Here is a 22,050-nt window from a genome sequence, read left to right as displayed (position 1 = left end):
TGCTCCACACGACTCATCTGAGAGGCTGTCCATATGGCGCCCGCTGACGACTACGAGACGATTACCTGTTCAGAGGACGGGCCGCTCTTCACCATCACGATGAACCGGCCCGAGCACGGGAACATGTTCAACACGACGATGTTGCGAGAGATCCATGCCGCGCTCGAGTCAAATCGACGGGAAACGCGTACGCGGGTCGTGGTCATCACCGGCGCCGGAGATCGCTTCTTCTGCATCGGCGGCGAGAAAACTGACCTCGAGGACAGCTTCGGCTACCCCGGCTTCATCCCAGTCGTCGACGTCTACGCACAGATCGAGCGCCATCCCAAGCCGGTTATTGCCGCCGTGAACGGTTACGCGGTGGGCGGGGGGCACGTGCTCCACGTGGTCTGTGACTTGACCATTGCCAAGGAGTCCGCAGTCTTTCGGCAGGTTGGGCCGGCGATGGGCAGCTACGACGCGGGCTACGGAACGTGGTGCTTGGAGGACCTGGTCGGACGGAAACGCGCCAAAGAGATCTGGTTCCTCAACGAGAAGATCACTGCCTCGAGCGCGCTGGCAATGGGCCTTGTGAACAAGGTGGTTCCGGACGCGACCTTCGCCGAGGAGGTGCGAGCCTACGCACTCGCCGTTGCCGACCGGGGTTCGCACGCGCTCCGAGCGGTCAAGGCTTCGTTCGCGGTGCGAACCGGCGGTGTTGAAGCGGTCTCCAGGATCGCCACTGAAATGCTCATGCCGTTCTACATGCGCACGGCCGAGTCCGCGGAACTCGGGGCCTCGTTCCGAGAGAAGCGAGCACCCGACACCACGACGTTCAACCACTGAGACAACCGATGTCCTGGACGTCCCGCGAACGGATCTACCACACAGGCCCTCAGAAGCAATGACGAATTCGTCCTTGCCGTTGGTAGCGGTCGGCTCTCTCGGCGGAACTGTCACGATGGAACGGGAGCGCGGCTCACCCGGCTTGATCCCGAGCCTGGGCGCGGAAGACCTGGTGGCAGCGGTGCCGACCGCGACGGCTGTCGCAGACCTTCGGGCCACGACCTTGGGCCGGTCCGCCGGGGCATCGCTCAGCTTCGAGACCGTGCTCAACGCGCTGACGTGGGCGCGTGCCGAAGTAGCCGACGGTGCTGACGGCGTGGTTCTGCTACAAGGCACCGACACGATCGAGGAGGTCGCCTATCTTCTCGACCTGCTCTGGGATCGTTCGGAACCGCTGGTCGTTACGGGAGCTATGCGTGGGCCGAGCCACCCCGGCTCCGACGGGCCCGCCAATCTGCTGGCCTCGATCGTAGTAGCGGCCAGCCCACTCGTCCGAGATCAGGGCGTCACCGTGGTGATGAACGACGAGGTACACGCGGCCTCGCGAGTCCGCAAGGTGGACAGCATCGCCGCGCACGCCTTTACGTCACATCCCTTCGGACCGCTCGGGCGCATTGCGGAAAACCACCTCGTCCTCGCCGGTCGACGGAGCAGAACCCCACCGCTCCAGGTCCCAGTCGTGACGAGTGTTCAGATCGAACTGATCGAGATGACACTCGGGAACTCGGGTCGTCTTATCAGCAGCGCGGTGAGTCACGGTGCTGACGGTCTTGTCATCGCCGGCTTCGGCGCGGGTCACGTACCAGTCGACGCATTGGACCGGATCTCCGCTGCGGTCGACATGGTCCCGGTCGTTCTCGCAAGCCGCGCAGGCTCGGGACCCGTCCTCCGACATACCTACGCCTTCGCGGGGTCCGAGGTCGACCTGCACCGCCGTGGGGTGATCAGCGCGGGGTGGCTGGATCCGAGGAAAGCGCGCGTACTGCTTTGGGCTGCTATCGCCAACTCGATGGCGGAGGCAGAGATCCGGTCGCTGTTCGATCAACGGTCTGAGGTGGGTTGAGCATCATGGCCCAGCGATCGTCCGCTGAATATGAGGTTTCCAGATTGTTGACCGGTGATTCGAACGCGGAGGCGCTCGGGTACGACAACCTTTACGAACTGGCGCTGCCGCCCTGGGCGGTCTCCGTCGTTGCCCGCGCTGACCTGACCGACCTGCGAGCCAAGGTCGTCGAGCACTGCCTGCGCGTCGCGTTCCCCGCCTGCCGTCAGGACGAGACGTTCGTCGAATCCCTGTCGACCAGCGTGCACGAGAACACCCAGGCGCTGCGAGACGTGCTGTGCGGTCGGCTCGCGCTGGCGCGGGTCCCCCTGGAACGTCGGCTGGCCTTCGCCGCGCTGCAGGCCGAGTTGCGTATTCCGCAGACCGCGCTGCAACGTTCGTACCGGATCAGCTTCTTCACGCAGTGGGAGGAGTGGGCACGGCTGCTCAGCGAAGAGGTGGCCCGCGCTGACGTACCGCGGGAGGAGGCGCTGGCCGCCCTCTCATCACTCACCTGCATCGTGCAGGCCTATTCGGACCGGGTTGTGTCCTACGTAGTCGGCAGCTTCGCCCGCGCCGAGGATGCGTTCAACCGGTCACGGGCGCACATTCGACAGCGCCTGATCCGCGAGCTCCTCGATGGCACCGAGGAAGCCCTGTCACCCTCAGACATTCTTACGATCGACTATTCCTTCGAATCCTGGCACGTGACGGTGCTGCTACCGGCCACGCCGGAGGCGACTGCCACCCAACTGGTGGTCGGGCTTCGGGGCGCCGTCCGTCCGCAGGCGTCACTGGTCTGGTCCGAGGGCCTGGTCGGCTCGGTGATCTGTCTGGGTTCGGTAGCCGGCTGGAACAGCACGCGCCGCGCGATCCTGCGCGAGACTCTGGAGGCATTGGGGATCGTGGCCTCACTCAGTGATCCCCACCGGGGCATCCCTGGCTTCCGGAAGGCGTACGAACAGAGCCGTCAGGTTGAGCGGGTACGCACCGCACTGGCCCAAGACGATGTCTACCCTGTCCTGGAGTACGACGAGGTACGTCTGGACATCCTGCTGTTGCAGAATCCCCAGCTGGCGTCGGAGTTCTTGACTGACGTGCTGGGCCCGCTGACGGCGAACACGGTCGAGGCCGCTCGGTTGCGAGCAACGCTGGAGGCATCCTTCAGGCTCGGTAGCCACGTCGCCGCCGCCGAGCACCTGAAGCTGCACGAGCACACGGTCCGCAACCGCCTGCAGCGTGCCGAGGAACTGATCGGCTCATCGTTGCGGGACCGGCGGACCGAGATCCTGGTCGCGTTGCGCCTGGCGAAGTTGATCGATCTGCCCTGACGCCGCGCTCGACAGATCTATTGCCGAGAGTTCACGGCCTTGGTGGCCGCGTCGGGCTGGTGTGCGGAGCGACGCGGTCCAGTACCGCATAGACGCAGGCGGTGTCCTCGCCGCCGCGACCCTGCTCGGCAGCCATCCGGTAGAGCTCTGCGGCGGACTCGAGCAGGGGGGTCGGTGCGGCCACCTCGGCGGCAAGTTCGGCGATGAGCGCCAGGTCTTTGCTGAAGGTGTCGACCCGCATGGCCGCCGGCATGAACCGGCCGCTGGCCATCATCGGCCCACGTACCTGGAACATCCGCGAACTGCCCGCCCCGTCACCGACCGCGGTGATCACCTGTTGCAGGTCGAGGCCGGCCCGCTCGGCCAGTAGCAGCGCCTCCGCGGCCGCCGCGTTGTGCACCGCAACCAGATGATTGGCCACTAGCTTGACCCGGGTTCCGTTCGCGCCGGAGCCGAGGTCGTACTGGCTGCGGGTGAAGTACGCCAGCACCGTCAACGCCGTGCGTTTGGCGCTGTCATCGTCTCCGCTGAGGTAGGCCACCAGGTCGCCGGTGACTGCCTGCTGACCAGTGCCACTCATCGGACAGTCCAACAGAACGACTCCGGCCGCTGCAGCTTCGACTTGGGCGGCCAGCTTGCGGGACGCGGAGAGAGTGCTCGTTTCCAGAATGATCAGGTCTGCGCGAGCCCCGGCCAACAGGCCCTCGTCGGCCGAGAGCACCGAATCCAGCGCCTGCTCTGACGGCAATGAGGTCAACACCACGCTTACGGTTGAAGCGATCTCGGCCGGCGATGCCGCCAGCCGACCACCGCGCGCGACGAATCGATCTCGGCAGGACTCATCCAGATCGAAGCCGATCACATCGATGCCGGCATCAAGCAGGTTGCCGGACATGGCCGAGCCCATCACGCCCAAACCGATGAAGCCGACTGAGGCAATCACGCAGCGGCCTCCTTCATGAGAAACTCCTTCAGTACCGAGGCAAACTCCGTCGCGCTCTCGAAGGCGGCGGCGTGCCGCCCGGGCAGCCAGACCAGCTGTGCGTACGCCACCGCGCGGGCGAGCCGTTCGGCTTCCTCGCGGAAATGAGCAAGGTCGTCCACGCCACACGCCACCAGGGTGGGCACGTCGAGGGTCGCTAGCAGGCCAACGGTATTCGCCTCGGCCAGTGCACAGCAGTTGAGCGCGTAGCCCTCAGGGTCCCCCGTGCTGAACACTTCGATCAGCTGGCTGAGACGAGCGTCGGGATCGGCCAGGTAGCCGGCGCTGAACCAGGTCTGCATGGTTGGGTCCACCAACGAGCGCATGCCATCGGTGCGAGCGGTCAAGGCTCGGCTGCGCCATTGCTTCCGAACGACGCTCGGGTAGCTGATGACCGTGTCCACGAGCACGAGGTGTGCCACGACGATATCGTCCTGCGCGGACAGGTGCTGCGCGATCAACCCCCCGAGTGAAACCCCGACGAGATCGACCTCGATCAGTCCGGCGGATCGCAAGGCACTTCCTACCGACCGGGCCAGCACGTCCAGCGACACCGCGCTCGCCGGCGTAGGGGACACTCCGTGGCCAGGCAGGTCGAGGGTCACGACGTCCCGATCGGCGATGTCGTCCACCAGCGCCGCCCAGAATGTGTGGTCGACGCCAAGCGGGTGCAGCAGCACCAGCGGCCGAAACGCGCCCGCTCCTGCGTGCCGGAACACGGCGATGGACATACTCAACCCGTCCGGTGGGACGCTTCTGGCTGCCTGAGGGCACTGTCCGAAGGCACGGCACCGGCCTGCGTTCGCCCCAACTCGGGTGGCCGGGCCTCCGACGACATCGGCGGGAGCTCGCCGTTGAGTGCCCCACGTGACGAGTCGTTCGAGGTGGCTGTTTCGATCCGAGGCATCACCTCCAGAGCCATCAATTCCATCGAGCGCACCGCCAGTTGCGGGTTCACCCAGTCCAGCCCGGCGTAAACGATCTCGCCGAACGGTCCGGTCACCTCCCGGAAGGACAGCAACTGCTCGGCGACCGAGTCCGGGGTGCCACACAGAACCAGACGATCCAACACATAATCCAGGGTGATATCGCCGTCCGGCTGGTCCCGGGTCTGCTTGAACAGGTCGAGCCGGCCCATCTTCTTCATCTTGGTCAGCATCTGCCTGTAATAGAAGCGATAGGGGCTGTCTTCCCGGTCGCGTGCGTACGCAACCGCGGTCGCTTCGTCCTCGGCGACGAAGATTGTCCGCGCGATCCGCCAGTCCTCGACCGAGGCCTGCTCCTGAACCGTCTCCTTTCCCTGCACGTAGTTCGGCCAGTGCGTTGCGACCCATTGTGGCAACAGGAAGTTCGCCGAGAGTGGATGGAAGTCGCGCGCACCCATCGCGACCACGCCCTTGGAAAACGGAGCGACAACGGTGCCCACGATCTCCGGGCGCGGCGACTGCAGGGTCGTGGGCAGCACGCCGACACCGAGTTCTAGATCAAGGGTGGTCTCCGAGGTGACCTTCCAACGGCCGCCGGCGCCGAGATCATAGGGTGGCTCGGAATTCCAGATGCCGGTGATGATGTCGATCGCTTCGGCGAACATGGCGTTGCGATCCTCGCCGAGAATGCCGAGCACCTCGGCGTCAGACGCCAGCGCACCAGGGCTCACGCCGAGGATGAAGCGTCCGTTGGCGAGGTGGTCGAACATCGCCGCGTGGGCGGCGACCAACACCGGGTGCAGGTGGGACAGGTTCGTGGTGCCGGTACCAAGCTTGATCCGCTCGGTTTCGGGAATCAACGTCGCCAGGAACAGCAGGCTGCTGGTGATGTTCTCGTGCTGGTCGGTTAGGTGTTCACCGATGAACGCGTCGTAGAAGCCGAGCGAATCGGCCAGGATGACGGCCTCTCGATCCTCCCGCAGGGTTTCGGTCCAGCTCCGGCCAAGTGGATGCATCGGCATCGAAAAGTACCCAAGCCTCATTGCCCGCTCCTTGCTGGAACTGCCGTCCCTTACCTCGACTCAATAGGAACCGGGACACAGACGCACTGGTGCTGCTCGTGAAACTGCACCTGTCCCGATGACGTAAACCGTCAGCCACTGCAGTCCCCCAGGCTGAACCTGACGGACCCCGTCAATGGGGACTCACCGATTGCCCGCTCTCGTCATCGCAGTGACAGCACCCGGCGGGTTTCACTTGGGGTGCCAGCCTTCGCCGACATCCGAGGATGTGCATCACGATGAAAACCGGCCCGGACGAGCGCATACCCGAGGTCGACCCCGCTGACTTCAGACACGTCGTGAGCCACCTGGCTTCGGGCGTCAGCGTGATCACCACCATCACCGGCGACAACGTCAAGCACGGAATCACGGCGAGCTCTGTCACCTCACTGTCGACGGATCCGCCGATGATGCTGATCTGCTTGCACAACCTCGCCCCCACCTCGAAGGCGGTATCCCGGGCCGGCGTGTACGTCGTCAACGTTCTCGGTCAGGGCCACGCGTCGCTCGCAGCGCAGTTCGCCACTCCCAGCGAGAACAAGTTCCGCGGCGTGGAAACGGTCCAGGGCGTCACCGGCGCACCGCTGCTGGTCGGCGCGCTGGCGCATATCGAATGCCGGGTGGTCGAGGAGGTCACAGGCGGCACCCACACGATCTTCCTGGGCCGTGTTGCGCGCGCCAAGGCAGAGGACGGTCACCCCCTGACCTACTACCGAGGAGGCTTCGGCCGATTCGAGTTCGCGCGGGACGACGAGGTGTATCAGCGAGCGCGCCAGTGGGTCATAGACCGACGCTACTTCGCCGACAGCGTGATCGATGCCGGTCAGTTGTCCTTCGATCTGAACGCCGACGAGTCCGCCGCTTTCTACGCACTGACGCGATTGTCCTCGGAGGGTCTGGTCCGTCGCGATCCTGACCGTGGTTACGTGGTGGTTCCGCTCGATTCCCGCTTGGTCGATGAAACCTTCGACGCTCGCTGCGCCATCGAAGTCGGCGTCATCAACACCTCGCTGCAGCTAGTGACCGACGACGATCTGGCTCAGCTCCGACGCAGCTTCGACGCGATGTGCCGGCAGTTGACAAACGACCGGTTCGTTGACTTCGACAAGTACTTGGAGGCGAACTATGGATTTCACAAGCAGATCGTCATGCTCGCGCGGAATTCCTCACTGAACGTCGCGTTCCGCCAACTCGCCATCAAATCCGTGATGACCCGCAGCTTCGGCTCGACTCGAGAGTCCTCCCAACAGTTCCTCGATGCGCAACGGCGCCTGCTGGACGCAATCGAAGCGCGAGACGCCACAAGCGCGGAGTCAGCAGCGATAGAATATCGAGAGCTCGCCAAAGTCCGTGCCCACAAAATCCTGTCTCAGACGGGTGGCCTCCTGTAACCTGAACCAAGCAGGCGAGAATCACGCAGCAATTGCATCGAGCTGTCTACGATTATTGCGCGAGCGCCGTTAAGGCGCACCGGTTTCCCCGTATCGATAGGTCCATCCAGTCCAGAACGGAACCTCTCTAGAATGAACCACTCCACCGGCCCGACTATCGACATGCACGCACATGTCGGGACACCAGCATGCGAGCCGTTGGTAGCGGGCCTGTTCTCGACAAGGATGGACCCTTTCACGCATTTTGGCGGGCCCGAGACTGTCGATTACAACAGGGCCCACTTCAACGATATTCGTCCAAGGCTCGTCGACCCTGCGCTCCGCCTCGACGACATGGACGCGATGGGAATCGATATCCAGGCACTTTCGGTGGCCCCTCCGCAGTTCTACTACTGGGCCGACCCCGAGCTAGGCCGCCGCCTGGCACGTATGCAGAACGAACACCTGGCCGAGATAACCACCGCACACCCTCACCGATTCGTGGGGCTTGCGACAGTTCCGCTGCAGGACGTCGCCGGTGCAATAGCTGAACTGGAGTATGCCGTAAGAAGTCTCGGGTTCCGCGGTGCGGAGATCTGCACCAACGTCAACGGGCTGGATCTCGATGATCGTAGGTTTAGGCCGTTCTTTGCCAAGGCCTCTGAACTTGATGTCGTGATACTGCTTCACCCGCACGGTTTCAGCCAGGGCGATCGGCTGACAGAATACTATCTGAGCAACGTGATAGGGAACCCGCTCGATTCCACCGTCGCGCTCACCCGAATAATCCTCGGCGGAGTGCTCGAAGAACTGCCGAACCTGAAGCTGTGTTTCGTACACGGCGGAGGATATTTGCCGTTTTACTCGCCCCGCATGGACCACGCCTACGCCGAGCGGCCTGAGAGTCGCCACCTCATCTCAAGGACGCCGAGCAGCTACCTTTCGCAGGTCTACGTCGATGGCCTTGTGTACGACGCGCCACATCTGCGTTTCCTGATCGATCGGATGGGGGCCGACCACGTGGTTCTGGGCACCGACTATCCCTTCGACATGGGTCACTACGATCCACTTGGCCAGCTCGGTTCCGTGATGGGGCTGACCGACGCGGAACGTAACCAGGTGAGAGGCGAGACGGCCGCCAAGCTGCTCGGCATCAGCTGATCCGCATACCGCGGGCGACGGACACGTGACGCGGGTTCACTGCTCGTCCAGCCTGCACTAACGGTAGCTGTGCTCACTTGATGGATAGGTGCCGGCGCGTACCTCGGTGGCGAACGCTTCGACGGCGGCGCCGAGTACGGCGTTGAGGTCGGCATACTCCTTCACGAAACGCGCGGGCCGGCCCCCACCTCGCAGCCCAGCCATGTCCTGCCACACCAGAACCTGAGCATCACACTCGACCCCGGCGCCGATGCCGATCGTCGGGATGCCGAGTTCCTTCGTTATCGTCGCGGCCAGGGCCGCGGGCACCACCTCAAGCACGACGGCAAAGGCTCCCGCAGCTTCCAGGGCGCGAGCATCGCGAAGCATCTGCTCCGCCTCCTCGTCGCCTCGCCCCTGCACCCGGTAACCAGAGAGGCTGTTAACGGCCTGTGGGGTGACCCCGAGGTGTCCCATCACCGGAATTCCCGAGGAGGTCAGCGCTTTGACCTGGGCTGAGATTCGCTCTCCCCCCTCGACCTTCACGGCCTGCGCCCCGCGCTGCATGAACCGCGTCGCGCTCGCAAGGGCCTGCTCGGCGGATGCCTCATAGGCTCCGAACGGTAGATCGGCTACAACCAAGGCACGTTCGGCGCCTCGGGCCACGCCTCCCACGAGAGGCAGCAGCTCATCGATGCTGATGGGAACGGTCGTGTCGTAGCCGTAAACCACGTTCGCGGCCGAATCTCCAACGAGTAGCACCGGAATGCCCGCTTGATCGAACACCCGAGCCGTCGAGTAGTCGTAGGCGGTCAACATGGCCCATCGGTGGTGCGAGCGCTTCGCCTCCTGCAAGTCTTTGGTCGTCACCCGTCGGGTCGAGTCACCGACGTACGATGCATTGCTCATACTTCGCCTCCTCCGGTCGCGCTCATGTGCACGCCCTGCAGGCGGGCGGCTGGTGTGAGATTTGCGATCACCTCGGCGACGACTGCGTGATCCTCTGCACCGAAGCCCGCTTCCACCGCGGTGCGGTACAAGCCGGCGCACACCTCGAACAGCGGAAGCGCGCTGCCCGCCTCAGCTCCAAACGCACTGATCAGTTCGATGTCCTTCATGAACTCATCGAGGCTGGCCGAGACCTGCGAGTACTGCCGCATCACCATCAACGGCCCACGGACTTCCAGCATCCGTGAGGTACCAGCGCCGTCCGCCAACGCTTCCAGCACCCGATCCGCAGCCAATCCTGCCCGCCGCGCCAACACGATCGCCTCGGCCGCCGCTACGTTATGAACGGTGACCAGGAGGTTCGAGAGCAGCTTCACGTCCGAGCCGTTACCGAACGTCCCAAGGTTGTACTGAGACCGCGTGAAAGCTTTGAACAGCTGCCATTGAGCCTGCACGGCATCCTGGTCTCCGGAGGCATACACAGCCACGTCGCCCTGCGCCATCTGTGCTGCTGTGCCACTGAGTGGGCAGTCCAGCATGACCACCGCTGAGGCGCGGAGTTCGTCGCACACCGCACGTTTTGCCGCCGAGGTCATCGTGCTGGTTTCTACGACTGTCAGACCGGGTCGCGACCCGGAAACCAGACCGGTCGGACCCCGAACCACATCCCACAGCGCAGCTGTGGAGGGCAACGAAGTGATTACCACGTCCACGGAGGATGCCAACGCGGCGGGCGAGGCAGCCACGCGTCCACCGCGATCTGAGAGTTCCGTCAATGCAGCGGAGCAGACGTCGAATCCGAGCACGCTCCACTGCTGCTCGAGCAGGTGACGCGCGATCTGGCCACCCATCTTGCCCAGCCCGATGACGCCGACCGCTCCCCGCTCACCCCGCTCCGGGTCAGGCGTCGGGGACACAGAGCTCACCGAAATCCACCTTTCGCGGGGTCAATCCCTGTTCCCACGCATATTGCGTCATCGCTTCGAGTACATGAGCATTGGCGGACAGTCCGTAGGGGAACGCGTCGCCATCAAACACTTGATCGACCGTATCGATCGCGGGAGCCAACCACGGCAACCCCACGGCGAGGCCGGTGATCGCGCGTAGTCTTCGCTGCCCGATGGCTTTCGCTTCCTCGAACGCAGCAACCATCGCGCTGGCCAGCCAGGGGTCTCGTTCATACACATCCCGTCGCATCACGACGAGATGCATGATCGGAAACAGGCCGGTTCTCTGATAATAATCGCGTTCAACGGCTTCATAGTCAGCGAACAATCGACGGACGCCGGTGCTCCCATCCAGAGTGAACGACTTGGGCGGTTGCGCCGTGACGAGAGCGTCGAGATCACCCGCCGCAAGCATGCCTTCGAGCGTCATTTCGGCGGGGATGCGCTCCAGGCTCACCCCCGGGGGCAGGTCGACCGGGAGCCGCTCCCGCCAGTCAGGCGTAGTGAGACCTCCGGTCTTCCAGAGCATCTCGCTCGCTTCGACCCCATAGTCATGAAGAAGAAACGCCCGAATCCACAGCGCAGCGGTCATTTGGTATTCGAGAACCCCGACCCGCTTCCCTTTGAGATCCGCTGGGACGCGTATCCCGCTTCGCTCGTTGACGTATATCTGCCCGTGCCTGAAGTTCCGTGAGATGAACAGCGGTAGACCAACGAAGCGATGGTCACCCTTCCCGAGGAGAACCAGAAAGCTGGAGGCCGACATTTCGCTTACGTCATAGACCTCCTCCTGAATCTGGCGCTCGAACAGCGCGGGTGCCGACTCGTGCACCGTGTAATCGAGTTTCACCCCCGCCGGCGCCGCCTGGCCGAGCAGCAAAGGCAGCGTCCGGTCCCAGTACAGGAGCCCGCCATAGGAAACCTCACGGCTGCTGATGGTCAACCTCCTGTGATTGAACCCGTTGATCGTCTCCTACTGCTCATATCGCCCGCGCCTGCCGGTGCCCCTCGAATACCGCTTCATATGTGGAGCGCGGAGCAACCGCATCCCCGATGACCTCGACCGTGACGGGAAGCGCACGAGCAGCGTCCGCGAGAGCGTTGTTCGACTGCCGGGCGGTAACCATGACCACGGCATCGGCGGGCACCTCGACGACCTTATCGGGCGCGTAGATGTTGTACAGCGTTGCCGAACGCGGACCGATGGACTTGACGAAGTGATCGACCGACAGCGCGACGTTGTGTTCGTACACCTGGGGGATGATCCACTCGAAGTAGGCGTCGGCGATTGTCTCCATCCCGACCATCGGCCACCTGGTAACGAGGCGCACACTTCGCGCGCCGTTCTTGGCCAGATGGACGGCGATCAGCGGGCCGACCAGGTCGGCCTGGTCGTCGATGACAACCACGTCTCCAGTGGGAGTGACATCTCCCATCGCAACCTCGTCCCAGCCGTAGCAGCGCTGAGACTCCACTCCGGGCAGGCTGTCGGCGGTCCAGCCTTGGAAACCGTCTCGGCAAACCCGCGAGCCGGTCGCGACGACGACATGATCTGCTTGGAAATCGCGCACGATCTCGCCTAATTTTTCAGCGCTGACGTCGACGCCGAGTCGTATTTCTGCGCCTCCCTTTTGCGCCTGCGCGCCGAGCCAGGTCGCGATCTCGCCGAACTTCTCACGGCCGGGCAGCTTCGACTGAAGCAGGACGTGGCCGCCGATCTGCTCGGACCGCTCGCAGACGAGAACGTGGTGGCCGCGTGCGCTGGCAACCCGGGCAAATTCCAGTCCGGACGGGCCCGCTCCAACGACGACAATCCGCTTCGGCTCCTTCGCCAGTACGTCCTTACCCTTGCCCCATTGGACCTCGCGGCCCATCGTGGGGTTGTAGACGCACTGCACGCGCTGCCCCTTGGACACGCTCTTCCAGCAGTGATTTGCCGCGACACATTTGCGGATGTCCTCGCTACGGCCCTCGGCGACCTTGAGGCCCCAATCCGGGTCGGCAAACATCTGCCGCGCAAGACCGATACCGTCGGCGGCTCCCGACGCGAGCAACTCCTCGGCAACCTCCGGGGTCGTGATGCGGCCCACCATGAAGACCGGCTTGTTACTGACCGCCTTGATCCCCTGGGCGTACTGGCGTTCCCAGCCACCCTCGAAATGCATCGGCGCATGGATCCACTGGTGGTGCACGCCCACGCTCACGTCGACGAAGTCGACGTCGGTCGCGGCCAGCAGATCCTGGACGATCTGCTGCACCTCATCCTCCTCGAGGTCGCCTGGCCACAGGGACGTCGAGTTGATTCTGAAGCCGATGAAGGGTCGGTCTCCGATCGCCTCGCGCATCCGCCGCATCGCTTCGATGCAGAACCGCAGCCGGTTCTCGTAGGAGCCACCCCACTTGTCCGTCCGCTTGTTGTAGAGCGGAGACAGGAACTGCCAGGACAAGTAGCCGTGGCTCAGGTGGAATTCGATGCCGTCCAGGCCGGCCTCCATGGCGCGCCGGGCCGCGCTGCCGTGCGCGTCGAGCACCTCCTCGATCTCGGCGTCGGACATTTCCTTGGGTGTGCTGCCACCGGGGAACTCCCCCAGCGGCACCTGGCTCGGCGCGAGGGTGTACCACGACGAGTTGATGTCGTAGGTCGGATCCATCTTGTAGCCCGGGAACCCACGCACACCGGTGTGACGTAGCTGCACCGCGAGCTTGGTGCCGTGACGGTGGACCTCGTGAGCCACCTTCGCGAAGCCCTCGATCTGTGCGTCCTCCCATAGTCCGGGTTGGGCGAGGGGGGCGGCGATCGAGCTCTCGGTGACGTGCGTGCCGCCGATGATGATCAGGCCCGCTCCACCGCTGGCCCGCTCGCCGTAGTACGGCACCGCCAGTTCGTTGAACCTGGCGGTCTGCGGGCTGCTCACCCACGAGGGGCACGTCGGTGGAAAGATGATCCGGTTTTTCAGGGTGTCGTTTCTTATCTTCAACTCGCTGAACAGATGCGGAAACTGCTCAGCGCCCGGCATCCTGCGTGGCTCGGAAATTGCGGTCACAAAAAATCCCTTTCTGGATTGCTGTACCAAACGAGGTCGATGGCCATCAGGACCGCCCGGCACGTTGCAGAGGACTACGGTCGGCTACTGAACCTTCGACTCAGCAGCCGATACGGCGGCGGCCGTGATCGTGGTAATCGTCTTCAGGTTGCCCTTGTCGTCGGCCTTCACCACGTCCCACGGTCCAGAAACGTTGTGGTTCGGGTCGAAGTCCATCGGCCCGCTCGCACCCTCGTAGTTGCTCTTGCCGCCCGACTTGATCTCGGATACGCAACTCGCGTAGGTGAAGCACGGCGTGGCCGGTGGGTTGGAAACCGACGGCAGGTTCGCGGTGATGTCTGCCGGCGTGGTGCTCTTGCCCGCAGTGATGGACAGGGCCAAATCGATAACGCCGTCGTAGGTGTAGTTGGCTCCGCCGAGCGGCTGGTCGTTGAACAGAGCCTTGTACTGCGCCGCGAAGGCATCACCCGCAGCATTGGTTGGGGTGCCGCCTTGCACCGATGTAACCGCCGCGTGTGCGTACGACGCTCCTACCGCCTTGATCCAGTCAGCGCCGGCCGTGACATCCGTGCCGTAGAAGGGCATCGTTGTGCCGACCTGGGTACGTAGCTGGGAGAAGAACGTCGCCGCCGTCGGCGGATCGAGCTGGCCGAGGATGGCCTGCGGGTGACTGGCCAGCAGTCCCACGATCTCGGAGTTGTAGGAGCTGACCCCGGGCGTCACGTTCACTACGGTCGTGACCGTCCCGCCGAGCTTCGTGAAGTCGTTCTTCAGGAATGGCTCAAGGGATTGTTGGGAGGCCTCGCTCGTAAACAGGATCGCGGCCTTGTTGATTCCCGCCGCCCGAGCCTGCAGTGCCAACGCCAAGGCGAGCTGGGAGTCCGAAGGGTTGATGCGCCACACCCACGGGTCGGTGTTCTTGTCGAAGGCCGTTGACCCCCCGTTGAAGAAGTCAGGAATCTTGTTTCGGTCGACGATCGGTTGAATCCCGAAGATCTCCAGCGTGGTTGGACCGATCACTGCGACTGGATGATGCGTGGCCAACTCCTGCTGAAAAACCGGCACCGCGTCGGCCGGGTCGCCCTTGGTGTCCACCTTGTCCAGAACGAGTTTGCGGCCGTTGATGCCGCCCCCGGCGTTCACCGTCGCCGCGCCGGCGGCGGCACCGTTGTACAGCGCCGTGCCGATCTGCGCGTACGCACCGGTGTACGAGCCGAGCACGGTCACGTGAATATCGCCGGTACCGCCGCCCTTCGCTGCACCGCCGGAGCCACCGGACGCGGTGCTTTTGGAACAAGCCGTGACCGCGAGAGCGGCGACGGCGCAGACAGCGATCGTGCGGCGGACTGTTCGACGGCTGGATCGAGTGTCAATCATGGCATCCTCTTCCTGGGGCGGGTGTTGGCGCAGGGCTGGTCGATCAGCGAATCGGGTTGAGCTGGGCCACAAAGGGCCGTTGAGCTAGCGAGGGCGTCAGGCGCCGCCGAGGTACATGTCGACAAGATCTGGACGATCCAGCATCTCGGCGGCGGTCCCATCAGCTGCCACCAAGCCGTCCACCATCACGTAGGCGGAGTGGGAATGTGTCAGTGCTCGACGGGTGTTCTGCTCGACGATGAGGACGCCGATGCCATGGGCTTGAATGGTCAGGATGTGTTCCCACACCTGGTCCTCCAGCTTGGGGGCGAGCCCAGCGGTCGGCTCGTCCAACAACAGCAGCTTCGGATCACCCATCAGCGCCCGGGATAGGGCGAGCATGCTGCGCTGCCCCCCGCTCAGGGTGCCGGCGGGACGCCCAAGGGCGTCCCGGAGAGCCGGAAAGAGTTCACATATCGAGTCGGTTCGCTCCTTGATTCCGCGGCGCTTGGCGTGCGCCCCGATCTGAAGGTTCTCCATCACCGTCAGCGTGGCGAAGACATTCGCCACCTGCGGTACGTAGCCCAATCCTCTGGCGACGCGGGCATCCGTACTCAGCCGCGTGACGTCCGATCCGTCGAAGATAATCTTGCCGGCAATCGGTCGCAGAACTCCGGCGACCGCTTTCAGCGCGGTGGACTTGCCGGCACCGTTAGGCCCGACAACGCAGTTGATCTGACCCGACCCGACCGCGAAGTCAACGCCACGTACGACGGGTGCTCCGCCGTAGCCGACAGAAAGCCCCTCAACGGTCAACACGCTGTTCGTTGTCATGAGACACCCTGGCCGAGGTAGGCGTCGACGACATCGCTGTTGGAACGAAGGTCTCGCATCGAGCCCTCGCCGATCACCTGGCCGGTGCCCATGACGATGACCGTCTCGCAGTTTCGTTCGACGAATCCGAGGTTGTGCTCGACCAGGACAACGGTCGCACCATCGTCGCGCAGACCTTGGATCGCACGTCCCAACTCGTCGCCGAGAACGGGATTCACCCCGGCAAGCGGCTCGTCGAGCAGGACGAGCTTCGGCGCGACCATCGCGACGCGTGCGAATTCCAGTAGCCGCTTCTGACCACCGCTCAAGCGACCTGCGGGCTCGTGGATGACCGCAGTCAGGTTCAGGCGAGTGAGCAGTTGATGCGCCCGCTCCTCCAGCCGTGCCTCCTCCCGCGCGATGGCGCGCCGACCGAATACCGCGCGCCACACTGCCTCGCGCTGCCCGGCCGGAGCCGCGGCGAGGACGTTCTCGAGCACCGTTAGCTTCGACCACTCCCGTGCGACCTGGAAGGTTCGGACGAGCCCGGCCCGGCTGACCCAGTCCATGGATCTGCCTTCGATGTGCGTCCCATCGAAGATGATTTCGCCCCGCTCCACCGGGATCAGCCCGGAGATGAGGTTGATCATCGTGCTCTTTCCGGCCCCATTGGGCCCCACCAAGCCTGTGACACTGTTTCGCCTGACGGTGAAGGAACAGCCATTGACTGCCTTCACCCCGCCAAAGCTCCGCCAGACGTTCTTGACGACGAGGGCAGGTTCGTCAATATGGGTGTCGGTCACGAGCAGCCTCCAGTCGGTAACGTCACAAGCCCACTCATCACGAAGTCGCCTGCCGAGCAGATGCGTCCGCCGTCGGGCTGACTCGCGCCTTCCGCCTCCAGAAGACGTTCCACTGGCCCCGGGTGCGGAACTGGCCACTCATAGACTTGAGCTCTGGGATCAAGCCACCGGGTTTGAAGTACAGGGTGAGGATGATCAGCGCACCAACCACCATGTTCTCGATCGCCGGCAGGGCGTCCGGGCTCGATGCGAGCCCCGGAAGCAGGAGCACCAACTGCGGGAACGCAATCAGGACGACCATGGCTCCGAGAACGGCACCAAGATTGTTGCCCGTGCCGCCGACGAGCAGGGCGCCGTACAGAAGGAACGTCTCGAGCGGGGACCAGGCGGTTGGGCTGAAGGCCTGTACGTAGTTCACCAGTAGGGCGCCACCGATCGCACCGACCACGCCGCCGATCACGTAAGCCTTCAACCGCAGCACGTATGGGCTGCGCCCGAACGCCAAGGCCGCGACTTCGTCCTCCCTCACGGCCTTCACCGCGCGGCCGAACGGGCTACGCCGAATCATCTCCAAAATCGCATAGATGACAAGGAGGAAGGCCAGGCAGATGCCGAAGAAGAAATCGGCGTATTGCTGAGCATCCAAGTTGACCGAGCCAGAGAATGGTTGGGCGATGGCGTACAACCCGTTGTAGCCATTGAAGAGGGGCTTGTACTGACTAATGAACGCGTACCCGATGATCGCGCTGGCCACGGTTACGATCGCAAAATAGTTGGCTCGCAGTCGGCGCAGCGAGATCGCTCCGAGCACGAGGGCCAGGACGGCTCCTACTACCGCTGCAGCAAGAACGCCTACCGGAAAGGACTGGTTCCAGCCGAGGATGTAGCTGATGCTTGCTGCCTTGCTGGCCTTCGGCAGCGTCACAACTCCGTAGATGTATGCGCCGACAGCCGGAAAGAGGTAGAAGCCTAGATCGAGCTCGCCGGCAAAGCCCCAACGGACGTTGACACCGAGCACAAGGATCGCGGTGATCACGCCCAGCGTGCCCACACTCACCAGGTACTGGATCATTTCAGGCAGCCGCCAATCGCTTTGAAGGAACGAGGCCTTGCGGTCTGACGAGCAGCACCGCGATCAGGATCACGAACGCCACGACTGTCTTGTAATCCGAAGGTATGTACGTGGCGCTGACTTCCATCGCCAGGCCGACGGCGACCGCCCCGGCCATGGAGCCGTACGGATGCCCGATGCCGCCGAGGATCGCCGACGCGAAAACTACGAGCAGGAAGCTGAAGCCCATCACCGGAGTGAGCGATCCGGTGGTGAGCGCGAGAACGAATCCGGCGAGGCCCGTCAGAGCGCCGGTCAGCAGCCAGGTCAGATTGATCACTCGACCAGACTTGATTCCACTGGCCTCGGCGAGCATGGGGCTTTCGGCTACCGCTCGCTGAGCGCGGCCGAAAACCGTGTATTTGAGCAGTACGTGTACCCCGGCCATGCTGAGCACAGCGCCACCGATGATGATCAACTGGGCGGTCGTGAGCTCGAATCCCAAAATGTGGTGTGGAAGGCCGGGCTCGATCTGCAGCCTCAGAGAAGACCCCCCGTAACGCCAGAGCACAGCATTCTGCAAGATCAGCGAAAGGCCGATTGTGACGACGAATAGTGTGAGTGACGCCGTGTTCTTTCTCCCGAAAGGGGCGAGCAGGAGCATGTTGACGCCGACCCCGAGGATCGCGCCGACGGCCATGGCGACGACGCAGGCGACGATAGCGCTGTGTGTCGCCTGGTATGCCGAATAGGACGAGTACGCTCCGATCGTCATAAACTCGCCGTGCGAGAAGTTCGGGAAGTTGGTAACGCTGAATTGCAGGGACAGTGCCACTGTCGAGATTGCCAGCACCGCGGCAGTGACGATCCCGAATCCGATTCCCAGAATCAATGCATGCATCCGGTGAACTCCCAGTTGAGATAGCGGGCGACCTACGTCGATGAAAGTCGTGCTTCGTGCCGCATGCGGGCGTGCGGCGTTCAGAGAGTTGCGTGTCGCGGGAGGACTACAACGTTCGCTCCCCTGACAGTTCGGGAACCCATGGCCAATCCGTTGGCACGCCCACCTCATCGACCACTCGATTACGCAGGCTGCCGATTCCGACGATGTCGACTTCGACAACGTCGCCGGCTTGTAGATACGTGGGCGGCGTTCGAGCAAAACCAACGCCCGCCGGAGTACCCGTCGCGATGACGTCTCCGGGCATCAACCTGGTGAATGAGGAGAAGAACTCGATACTCCGCACGACACTGGTGAGCATCTGCGAGGTGCTGGCGGACTGCATCGTCTCGCCGTTCACTTTCGTCGTCACGACGACATCGGAGATGTCAACCTCATCCGGCGTCACGATCTCGGGGCCGAGGGGCATCGTGCTGTCGAAGTTCTTCCCGGCGGTCCATTGTTTGGAGGCTCGCTGCCAGTCCCGAGCCGTCACCTCGTTGATCACCGTGAAGCCCAGCACCGCGTCGAGTGCCTTCGCCGCCGGAATGTAGCGGCCCCCTTGTCCGATGACGACAGCGAGTTCCCCCTCGAAGTCCAACTCTGAGCTCAGGAGCGGCTTTACGATCTCGTCGTAGGGACCAACGAGGCTCTGCGGCCCGCGAATGAATGGCTCAGGCCACGCCGGGGGCAGCCAACCCGCCTCGCGCGCATGGTCTCCGTAGTTGAGGCCGAGGCATAGCACCCGACCCGGAGACGGGGCAGCCGGCGCGAAGTCGATCTCTGCGACCTCACGGCCTGGGTGACGGGTTAGCTCCTCTGCAGCCGATAGCGCTTCGTGTCCGCCGAGCAAGAAGGTGGACAGCGTCGCGAACGACTCGTTGCCCGTCGCGTGGCCAACATCGACATACCCTGTCGTGCCGCGGACGTGCAGGCGCGTGCCCTGTTCGTTCCGGATCGTGGCAAATCGCATGCGGAGTCCTTGTCGAGTGGGCGACGTTGACTGTCACGACAGGTGCATGATGCATCATGCATGATGCATAATGCAGATCATCTGATCGATGATTGATTATGGGCCGCACCCCTCACGACGTCAATGCCTTCGCGAAGGGTTTCCGACAGCGAGGCACGGGCACTGCGGAGGGTGCGACGCGCATGATTGCTCGTACGCGTAGAGCCACTCAGGATGTGGGATGGATGCATGGACGTTAACGACTGGCTCGGACTGTCTACTCGGGAAACCCCGCCTCGACTGACCGCAAACCAGATGGTGCAGGACACGTTGCGTAGAGCAATCCTGCGGGGCCAGCTCGCTGCTGGATCGAGGCTCGTGCAGGCGGACATTGCCTCGACGCTCGAGGTGAGCACCACGCCCGTCCGGGAAGCTCTCATCCAACTCGCGGCCGAGGGGCTGATTCAGTTCGATCCGCACCGTGGCGCGGTGGTCCACGAGATCGACCTCACCGAGCTGAGGGAGATCTACGAGATTCGCACAGCGCTGGAGGAGATCGCGGTCCGCCGCGCGGCCGTGCGGATCACCGATGATCAGCTCGACCAAGCGGCACAGTGCATCAAGGAGATGGACGCAACGGACGACCCAGCGACCTGGGTCGAACGCAACTGGCAGTTCCACTTCCTGATCGAACAGGCCGCAGCCTCAAAGAGGCTGGCCACCGTCATCAAGACCGTTCAGAATTCCGCCATCCTCTACGTCGCTCACTCAGTCCGCACTAATCCGCAGCGGATGAAGGAGGGAAACAAGGAACACGCGATGCTCCTCACTGCCTTGCGCAAGCACGACAGTGACGACGCCGGAAAGGTCATGACGCATCACCTGAGCAAGACGATGAACCTGATCGTTCGTGAGGCGTCCAAGGATTAGCGGGTCAACGGGTTGCCAACTGCCGAGCCCGGTCCTGGCTCGGCCATGCCGACGCGTCGTTCACGATGCGTGTGTACGTCCACTCACAGGAGGACGTGCTGAACGAGGTCAAGCGGCATTTCGAACGTGGCTTGTGACATGTGTGTGACATCGGAACTCGGCCGTGCGAACGCTTCGACTCGGAGGTCCCAAATACGGGCCCCGTAGAGAGCCGACGCGCGGACTAGAACCGCGAACCGCCCGATTACAAGTTCTGCGCGCCGGTGTCCACCGCGACACATATCCACTTGATTACAGGGAATTCTCTCTCCATCGGCCGGCCTTGGCCGAGCTCAGCGCGCGGCAAACTGTAACCAAAATTGCAACAACCGTGGCAGCAGGCGCCCGTGCCACCTGGCCAGTCAAGCGGCACAACGACTAGTGGCCGGTCGTCTGCGCCCACATCCTCGAAACCGGCATACAGTCCTATCGGCTCCGGACGAGCAAGTCGACCGGGCGCGCTCGGAGGAGGAAACAGGCCTGACGCGGAGCGCATCCAGGCACAATCGTGCTCATGCCCGACCCGACCTGGCAGTCCAGCCTCGATTTCCTCCGAGACCTACCCGGCGTCCCAGCCGCGCAGGCGAACGCGATCACCCTCGCACAAGCCCGAGCGCGCTGGCAGCATGCCGTGATCGCGCGAACCTCCATGCACGATCTGTGGTTCACGCTGCCCGGAGAGGACTACCCGTTCGCCTCGTCGGTCCGGGTTCAAACCGCACACGGTCGCCACGTCCTGCTCCGCTGGGACCACGACCGACTGGCCGAGGAGCACGCCACCGACAGCGACCACATCGACGAGATGCTCGACTCCTTCCTCGAACGACTCACCACGCCCGCCCTGATCTGCCGACATTGCGGGCGTCCAGTCACGGTCTCTTCCGACCAGTTCGAAGCCTTTGAGCGCATGCACTACAGCTGCTTCCACTACCTCTTCGAGCACGACCCTTTCGATCCCGACGAAGAATGCACCGCCGGCGGATGTCCCTCAGCCAGCATCGGACCCGGTCAGCGCCCCGAGGAACCGCGAGACTCCCTCGTCGAGGAACTCATCGACGACCTGATGGCCAGCGAGCTCGGCACCGCGTCCGTTGAAGTCCGGATCGAGCGTCGAGGGCCCGGCATTATCGCTGCATCCTTCGACGCCAACACTTACTTGATCACTGTCCGAACAGAATCCCGGCGACGCTGACTGGGGCCACAATTCGCGACGGCAGGTCGGGTCGAACATCTTGACGAAACCCAGGCGGAGCGTGCTCGAGGAAGCCTGCGGCCCGACACTCAAGATCAACTGTAGGTGGTCGAGCCCCTACGTGTGTTTCCGCTGAGGCAGAACGGGATTGAATGCCGACCACTGACAGGGCGGAATTCATGACGGCCACCACGCAGGCAAACCAGCGCACGATCGTACGGCGAGACCGTTGCGAAACTCGGTCGATTGCAGCCAGCTCTCAGCCCCGCGCCCGTCGCCAGATTTCGTCGAACTCGCCAGCGTCGATCGCTGCTGGCAGGAACTGCTCATCCATCGCGATCTCCTCGATGGATGGCAT

General features: G+C 63.5%; 21 protein-coding genes. 7 read left to right on the top strand and 14 right to left on the bottom strand.

Annotation, left to right across the window (positions count from 1 at the left end; all coding sequences use genetic code 11):
* Positions 1-33 precede the first annotated feature (33 nt).
* Genes M6D93_RS03010 through M6D93_RS03000 form a run of 3 tightly spaced genes read left to right on the top strand, consistent with a single transcriptional unit; the run spans position 34 to position 3,198 of the window.
* A complete protein-coding gene (locus M6D93_RS03010; RefSeq protein WP_249772873.1) occupies positions 34-825 on the top strand; it encodes an enoyl-CoA hydratase-related protein in 792 nt (263 codons plus the stop codon).
* 58 nt (positions 826-883) lie between these two features.
* Entirely contained in the window at positions 884-1,888 is a 1,005-nt protein-coding gene (locus tag M6D93_RS03005; protein ID WP_249772872.1) for an asparaginase, read from the top strand.
* 47 nt (positions 1,889-1,935) lie between these two features.
* Positions 1,936-3,198, top strand: a complete 1,263-nt coding sequence (locus M6D93_RS03000; RefSeq protein WP_249772871.1) for a PucR family transcriptional regulator — start codon at positions 1,936-1,938, stop codon at positions 3,196-3,198.
* A 31-nt stretch (positions 3,199-3,229) separates the two neighbouring features.
* Here the strand turns inward: M6D93_RS03000 and M6D93_RS02995 are convergent, their stop codons facing one another.
* Genes M6D93_RS02995 through M6D93_RS02985 form a run of 3 tightly spaced genes read right to left on the bottom strand, consistent with a single transcriptional unit; the run spans position 3,230 to position 6,149 of the window.
* Complete coding sequence (locus tag M6D93_RS02995) at positions 3,230-4,141, bottom strand: NAD(P)-dependent oxidoreductase (RefSeq protein WP_249772870.1); 912 nt, start codon at positions 4,139-4,141, stop codon at positions 3,230-3,232.
* On the bottom strand, positions 4,138-4,911 hold the full coding sequence (locus M6D93_RS02990; RefSeq protein WP_249772869.1) for an alpha/beta fold hydrolase: 774 nt from the start codon (positions 4,909-4,911) through the stop codon (positions 4,138-4,140). The genes M6D93_RS02995 and M6D93_RS02990 overlap by 4 nt, the downstream gene beginning before the upstream one ends.
* Positions 4,912-4,913: 2 nt before the next feature.
* The gene (locus M6D93_RS02985) at positions 4,914-6,149 is read right to left on the bottom strand and encodes an LLM class flavin-dependent oxidoreductase (protein WP_249772868.1); all 1,236 of its coding nucleotides are present in this window, start codon (positions 6,147-6,149) and stop codon (positions 4,914-4,916) included.
* A gap of 257 nt (positions 6,150-6,406) precedes the next feature.
* Between M6D93_RS02985 and M6D93_RS02980 the strand changes: the two genes are divergently transcribed.
* Both M6D93_RS02980 and M6D93_RS02975 read left to right on the top strand, forming a co-directional pair.
* Entirely contained in the window at positions 6,407-7,558 is a 1,152-nt protein-coding gene (locus tag M6D93_RS02980) for a flavin reductase (RefSeq protein WP_249772867.1), read from the top strand.
* Between the two features lie 132 nt (positions 7,559-7,690).
* On the top strand, positions 7,691-8,698 hold the full coding sequence (locus M6D93_RS02975; protein ID WP_249772866.1) for an amidohydrolase family protein: 1,008 nt from the start codon (positions 7,691-7,693) through the stop codon (positions 8,696-8,698).
* A gap of 57 nt (positions 8,699-8,755) precedes the next feature.
* Here M6D93_RS02975 and panB read toward each other — a convergent pair whose 3' ends face one another.
* The 10 genes from panB to M6D93_RS02925 all read right to left on the bottom strand — a co-directional run bounded on the left by panB (position 8,756) and on the right by M6D93_RS02925 (position 19,552).
* The gene (gene panB / locus M6D93_RS02970) at positions 8,756-9,586 is read right to left on the bottom strand and encodes a 3-methyl-2-oxobutanoate hydroxymethyltransferase (protein WP_249772865.1); all 831 of its coding nucleotides are present in this window, start codon (positions 9,584-9,586) and stop codon (positions 8,756-8,758) included.
* Positions 9,583-10,476 (bottom strand): NAD(P)-dependent oxidoreductase, encoded by an 894-nt coding sequence (locus M6D93_RS02965; protein ID WP_249772864.1) that lies wholly within the window; start codon positions 10,474-10,476, stop codon positions 9,583-9,585. The genes panB and M6D93_RS02965 overlap by 4 nt, the downstream gene beginning before the upstream one ends.
* 49 nt (positions 10,477-10,525) lie before the next feature.
* Entirely contained in the window at positions 10,526-11,515 is a 990-nt protein-coding gene (locus tag M6D93_RS02960) for a substrate-binding domain-containing protein (RefSeq protein WP_249772863.1), read from the bottom strand.
* A 37-nt stretch (positions 11,516-11,552) separates the two neighbouring features.
* Positions 11,553-13,616, bottom strand: a complete 2,064-nt coding sequence (locus tag M6D93_RS02955; protein ID WP_249772862.1) for an oxidoreductase — start codon at positions 13,614-13,616, stop codon at positions 11,553-11,555.
* 84 nt (positions 13,617-13,700) lie between these two features.
* Positions 13,701-14,993 (bottom strand): ABC transporter substrate-binding protein, encoded by a 1,293-nt coding sequence (locus tag M6D93_RS02950; RefSeq protein ID WP_249772861.1) that lies wholly within the window; start codon positions 14,991-14,993, stop codon positions 13,701-13,703.
* A gap of 96 nt (positions 14,994-15,089) precedes the next feature.
* Entirely contained in the window at positions 15,090-15,806 is a 717-nt protein-coding gene (locus M6D93_RS02945; RefSeq protein ID WP_249772860.1) for an ABC transporter ATP-binding protein, read from the bottom strand.
* Positions 15,803-16,465 carry an ABC transporter ATP-binding protein gene (locus tag M6D93_RS02940; RefSeq protein WP_249774251.1) on the bottom strand — a complete coding sequence of 221 codons (663 nt, stop codon included), beginning with the start codon at positions 16,463-16,465 and terminating at the stop codon, positions 15,803-15,805. Before M6D93_RS02940 ends, M6D93_RS02945 begins: the two co-directional genes overlap by 4 nt.
* Positions 16,466-16,625: 160 nt before the next feature.
* Positions 16,626-17,660, bottom strand: a complete 1,035-nt coding sequence (locus M6D93_RS02935; RefSeq protein ID WP_249772859.1) for a branched-chain amino acid ABC transporter permease — start codon at positions 17,658-17,660, stop codon at positions 16,626-16,628.
* A 1-nt stretch (position 17,661) separates the two neighbouring features.
* Positions 17,662-18,540, bottom strand: a complete 879-nt coding sequence (locus M6D93_RS02930) for a branched-chain amino acid ABC transporter permease (protein ID WP_249772858.1) — start codon at positions 18,538-18,540, stop codon at positions 17,662-17,664.
* A 106-nt stretch (positions 18,541-18,646) separates the two neighbouring features.
* Positions 18,647-19,552: a fumarylacetoacetate hydrolase family protein gene (locus tag M6D93_RS02925; protein ID WP_249772857.1), complete on the bottom strand. Its 906-nt coding sequence runs from the start codon at positions 19,550-19,552 to the stop codon at positions 18,647-18,649.
* Positions 19,553-19,780: 228 nt separating this feature from the next.
* Here M6D93_RS02925 and M6D93_RS02920 point away from each other — a divergent pair, with 228 nt between their 5' ends.
* Together M6D93_RS02920 and M6D93_RS02915 are read left to right on the top strand one after the other, a co-directional pair.
* Positions 19,781-20,461: a GntR family transcriptional regulator gene (locus M6D93_RS02920; protein WP_249772856.1), complete on the top strand. Its 681-nt coding sequence runs from the start codon at positions 19,781-19,783 to the stop codon at positions 20,459-20,461.
* A 553-nt stretch (positions 20,462-21,014) separates the two neighbouring features.
* Entirely contained in the window at positions 21,015-21,692 is a 678-nt protein-coding gene (locus M6D93_RS02915; protein ID WP_249772855.1) for a hypothetical protein, read from the top strand.
* A 259-nt stretch (positions 21,693-21,951) separates the two neighbouring features.
* Here M6D93_RS02915 and M6D93_RS19480 read toward each other — a convergent pair whose 3' ends face one another.
* On the bottom strand, positions 21,952-22,050 hold the full coding sequence (locus M6D93_RS19480; protein ID WP_347343519.1) for a DUF6881 domain-containing protein: 99 nt from the start codon (positions 22,048-22,050) through the stop codon (positions 21,952-21,954).

The organism is Jatrophihabitans telluris (genome assembly GCF_023516435.1).
GTDB classification, from domain to species: domain Bacteria; phylum Actinomycetota; class Actinomycetes; order Mycobacteriales; family Jatrophihabitantaceae; genus Jatrophihabitans_A; species Jatrophihabitans_A telluris.
This window is presented reverse-complemented; position numbering and strand designations above follow the sequence as displayed.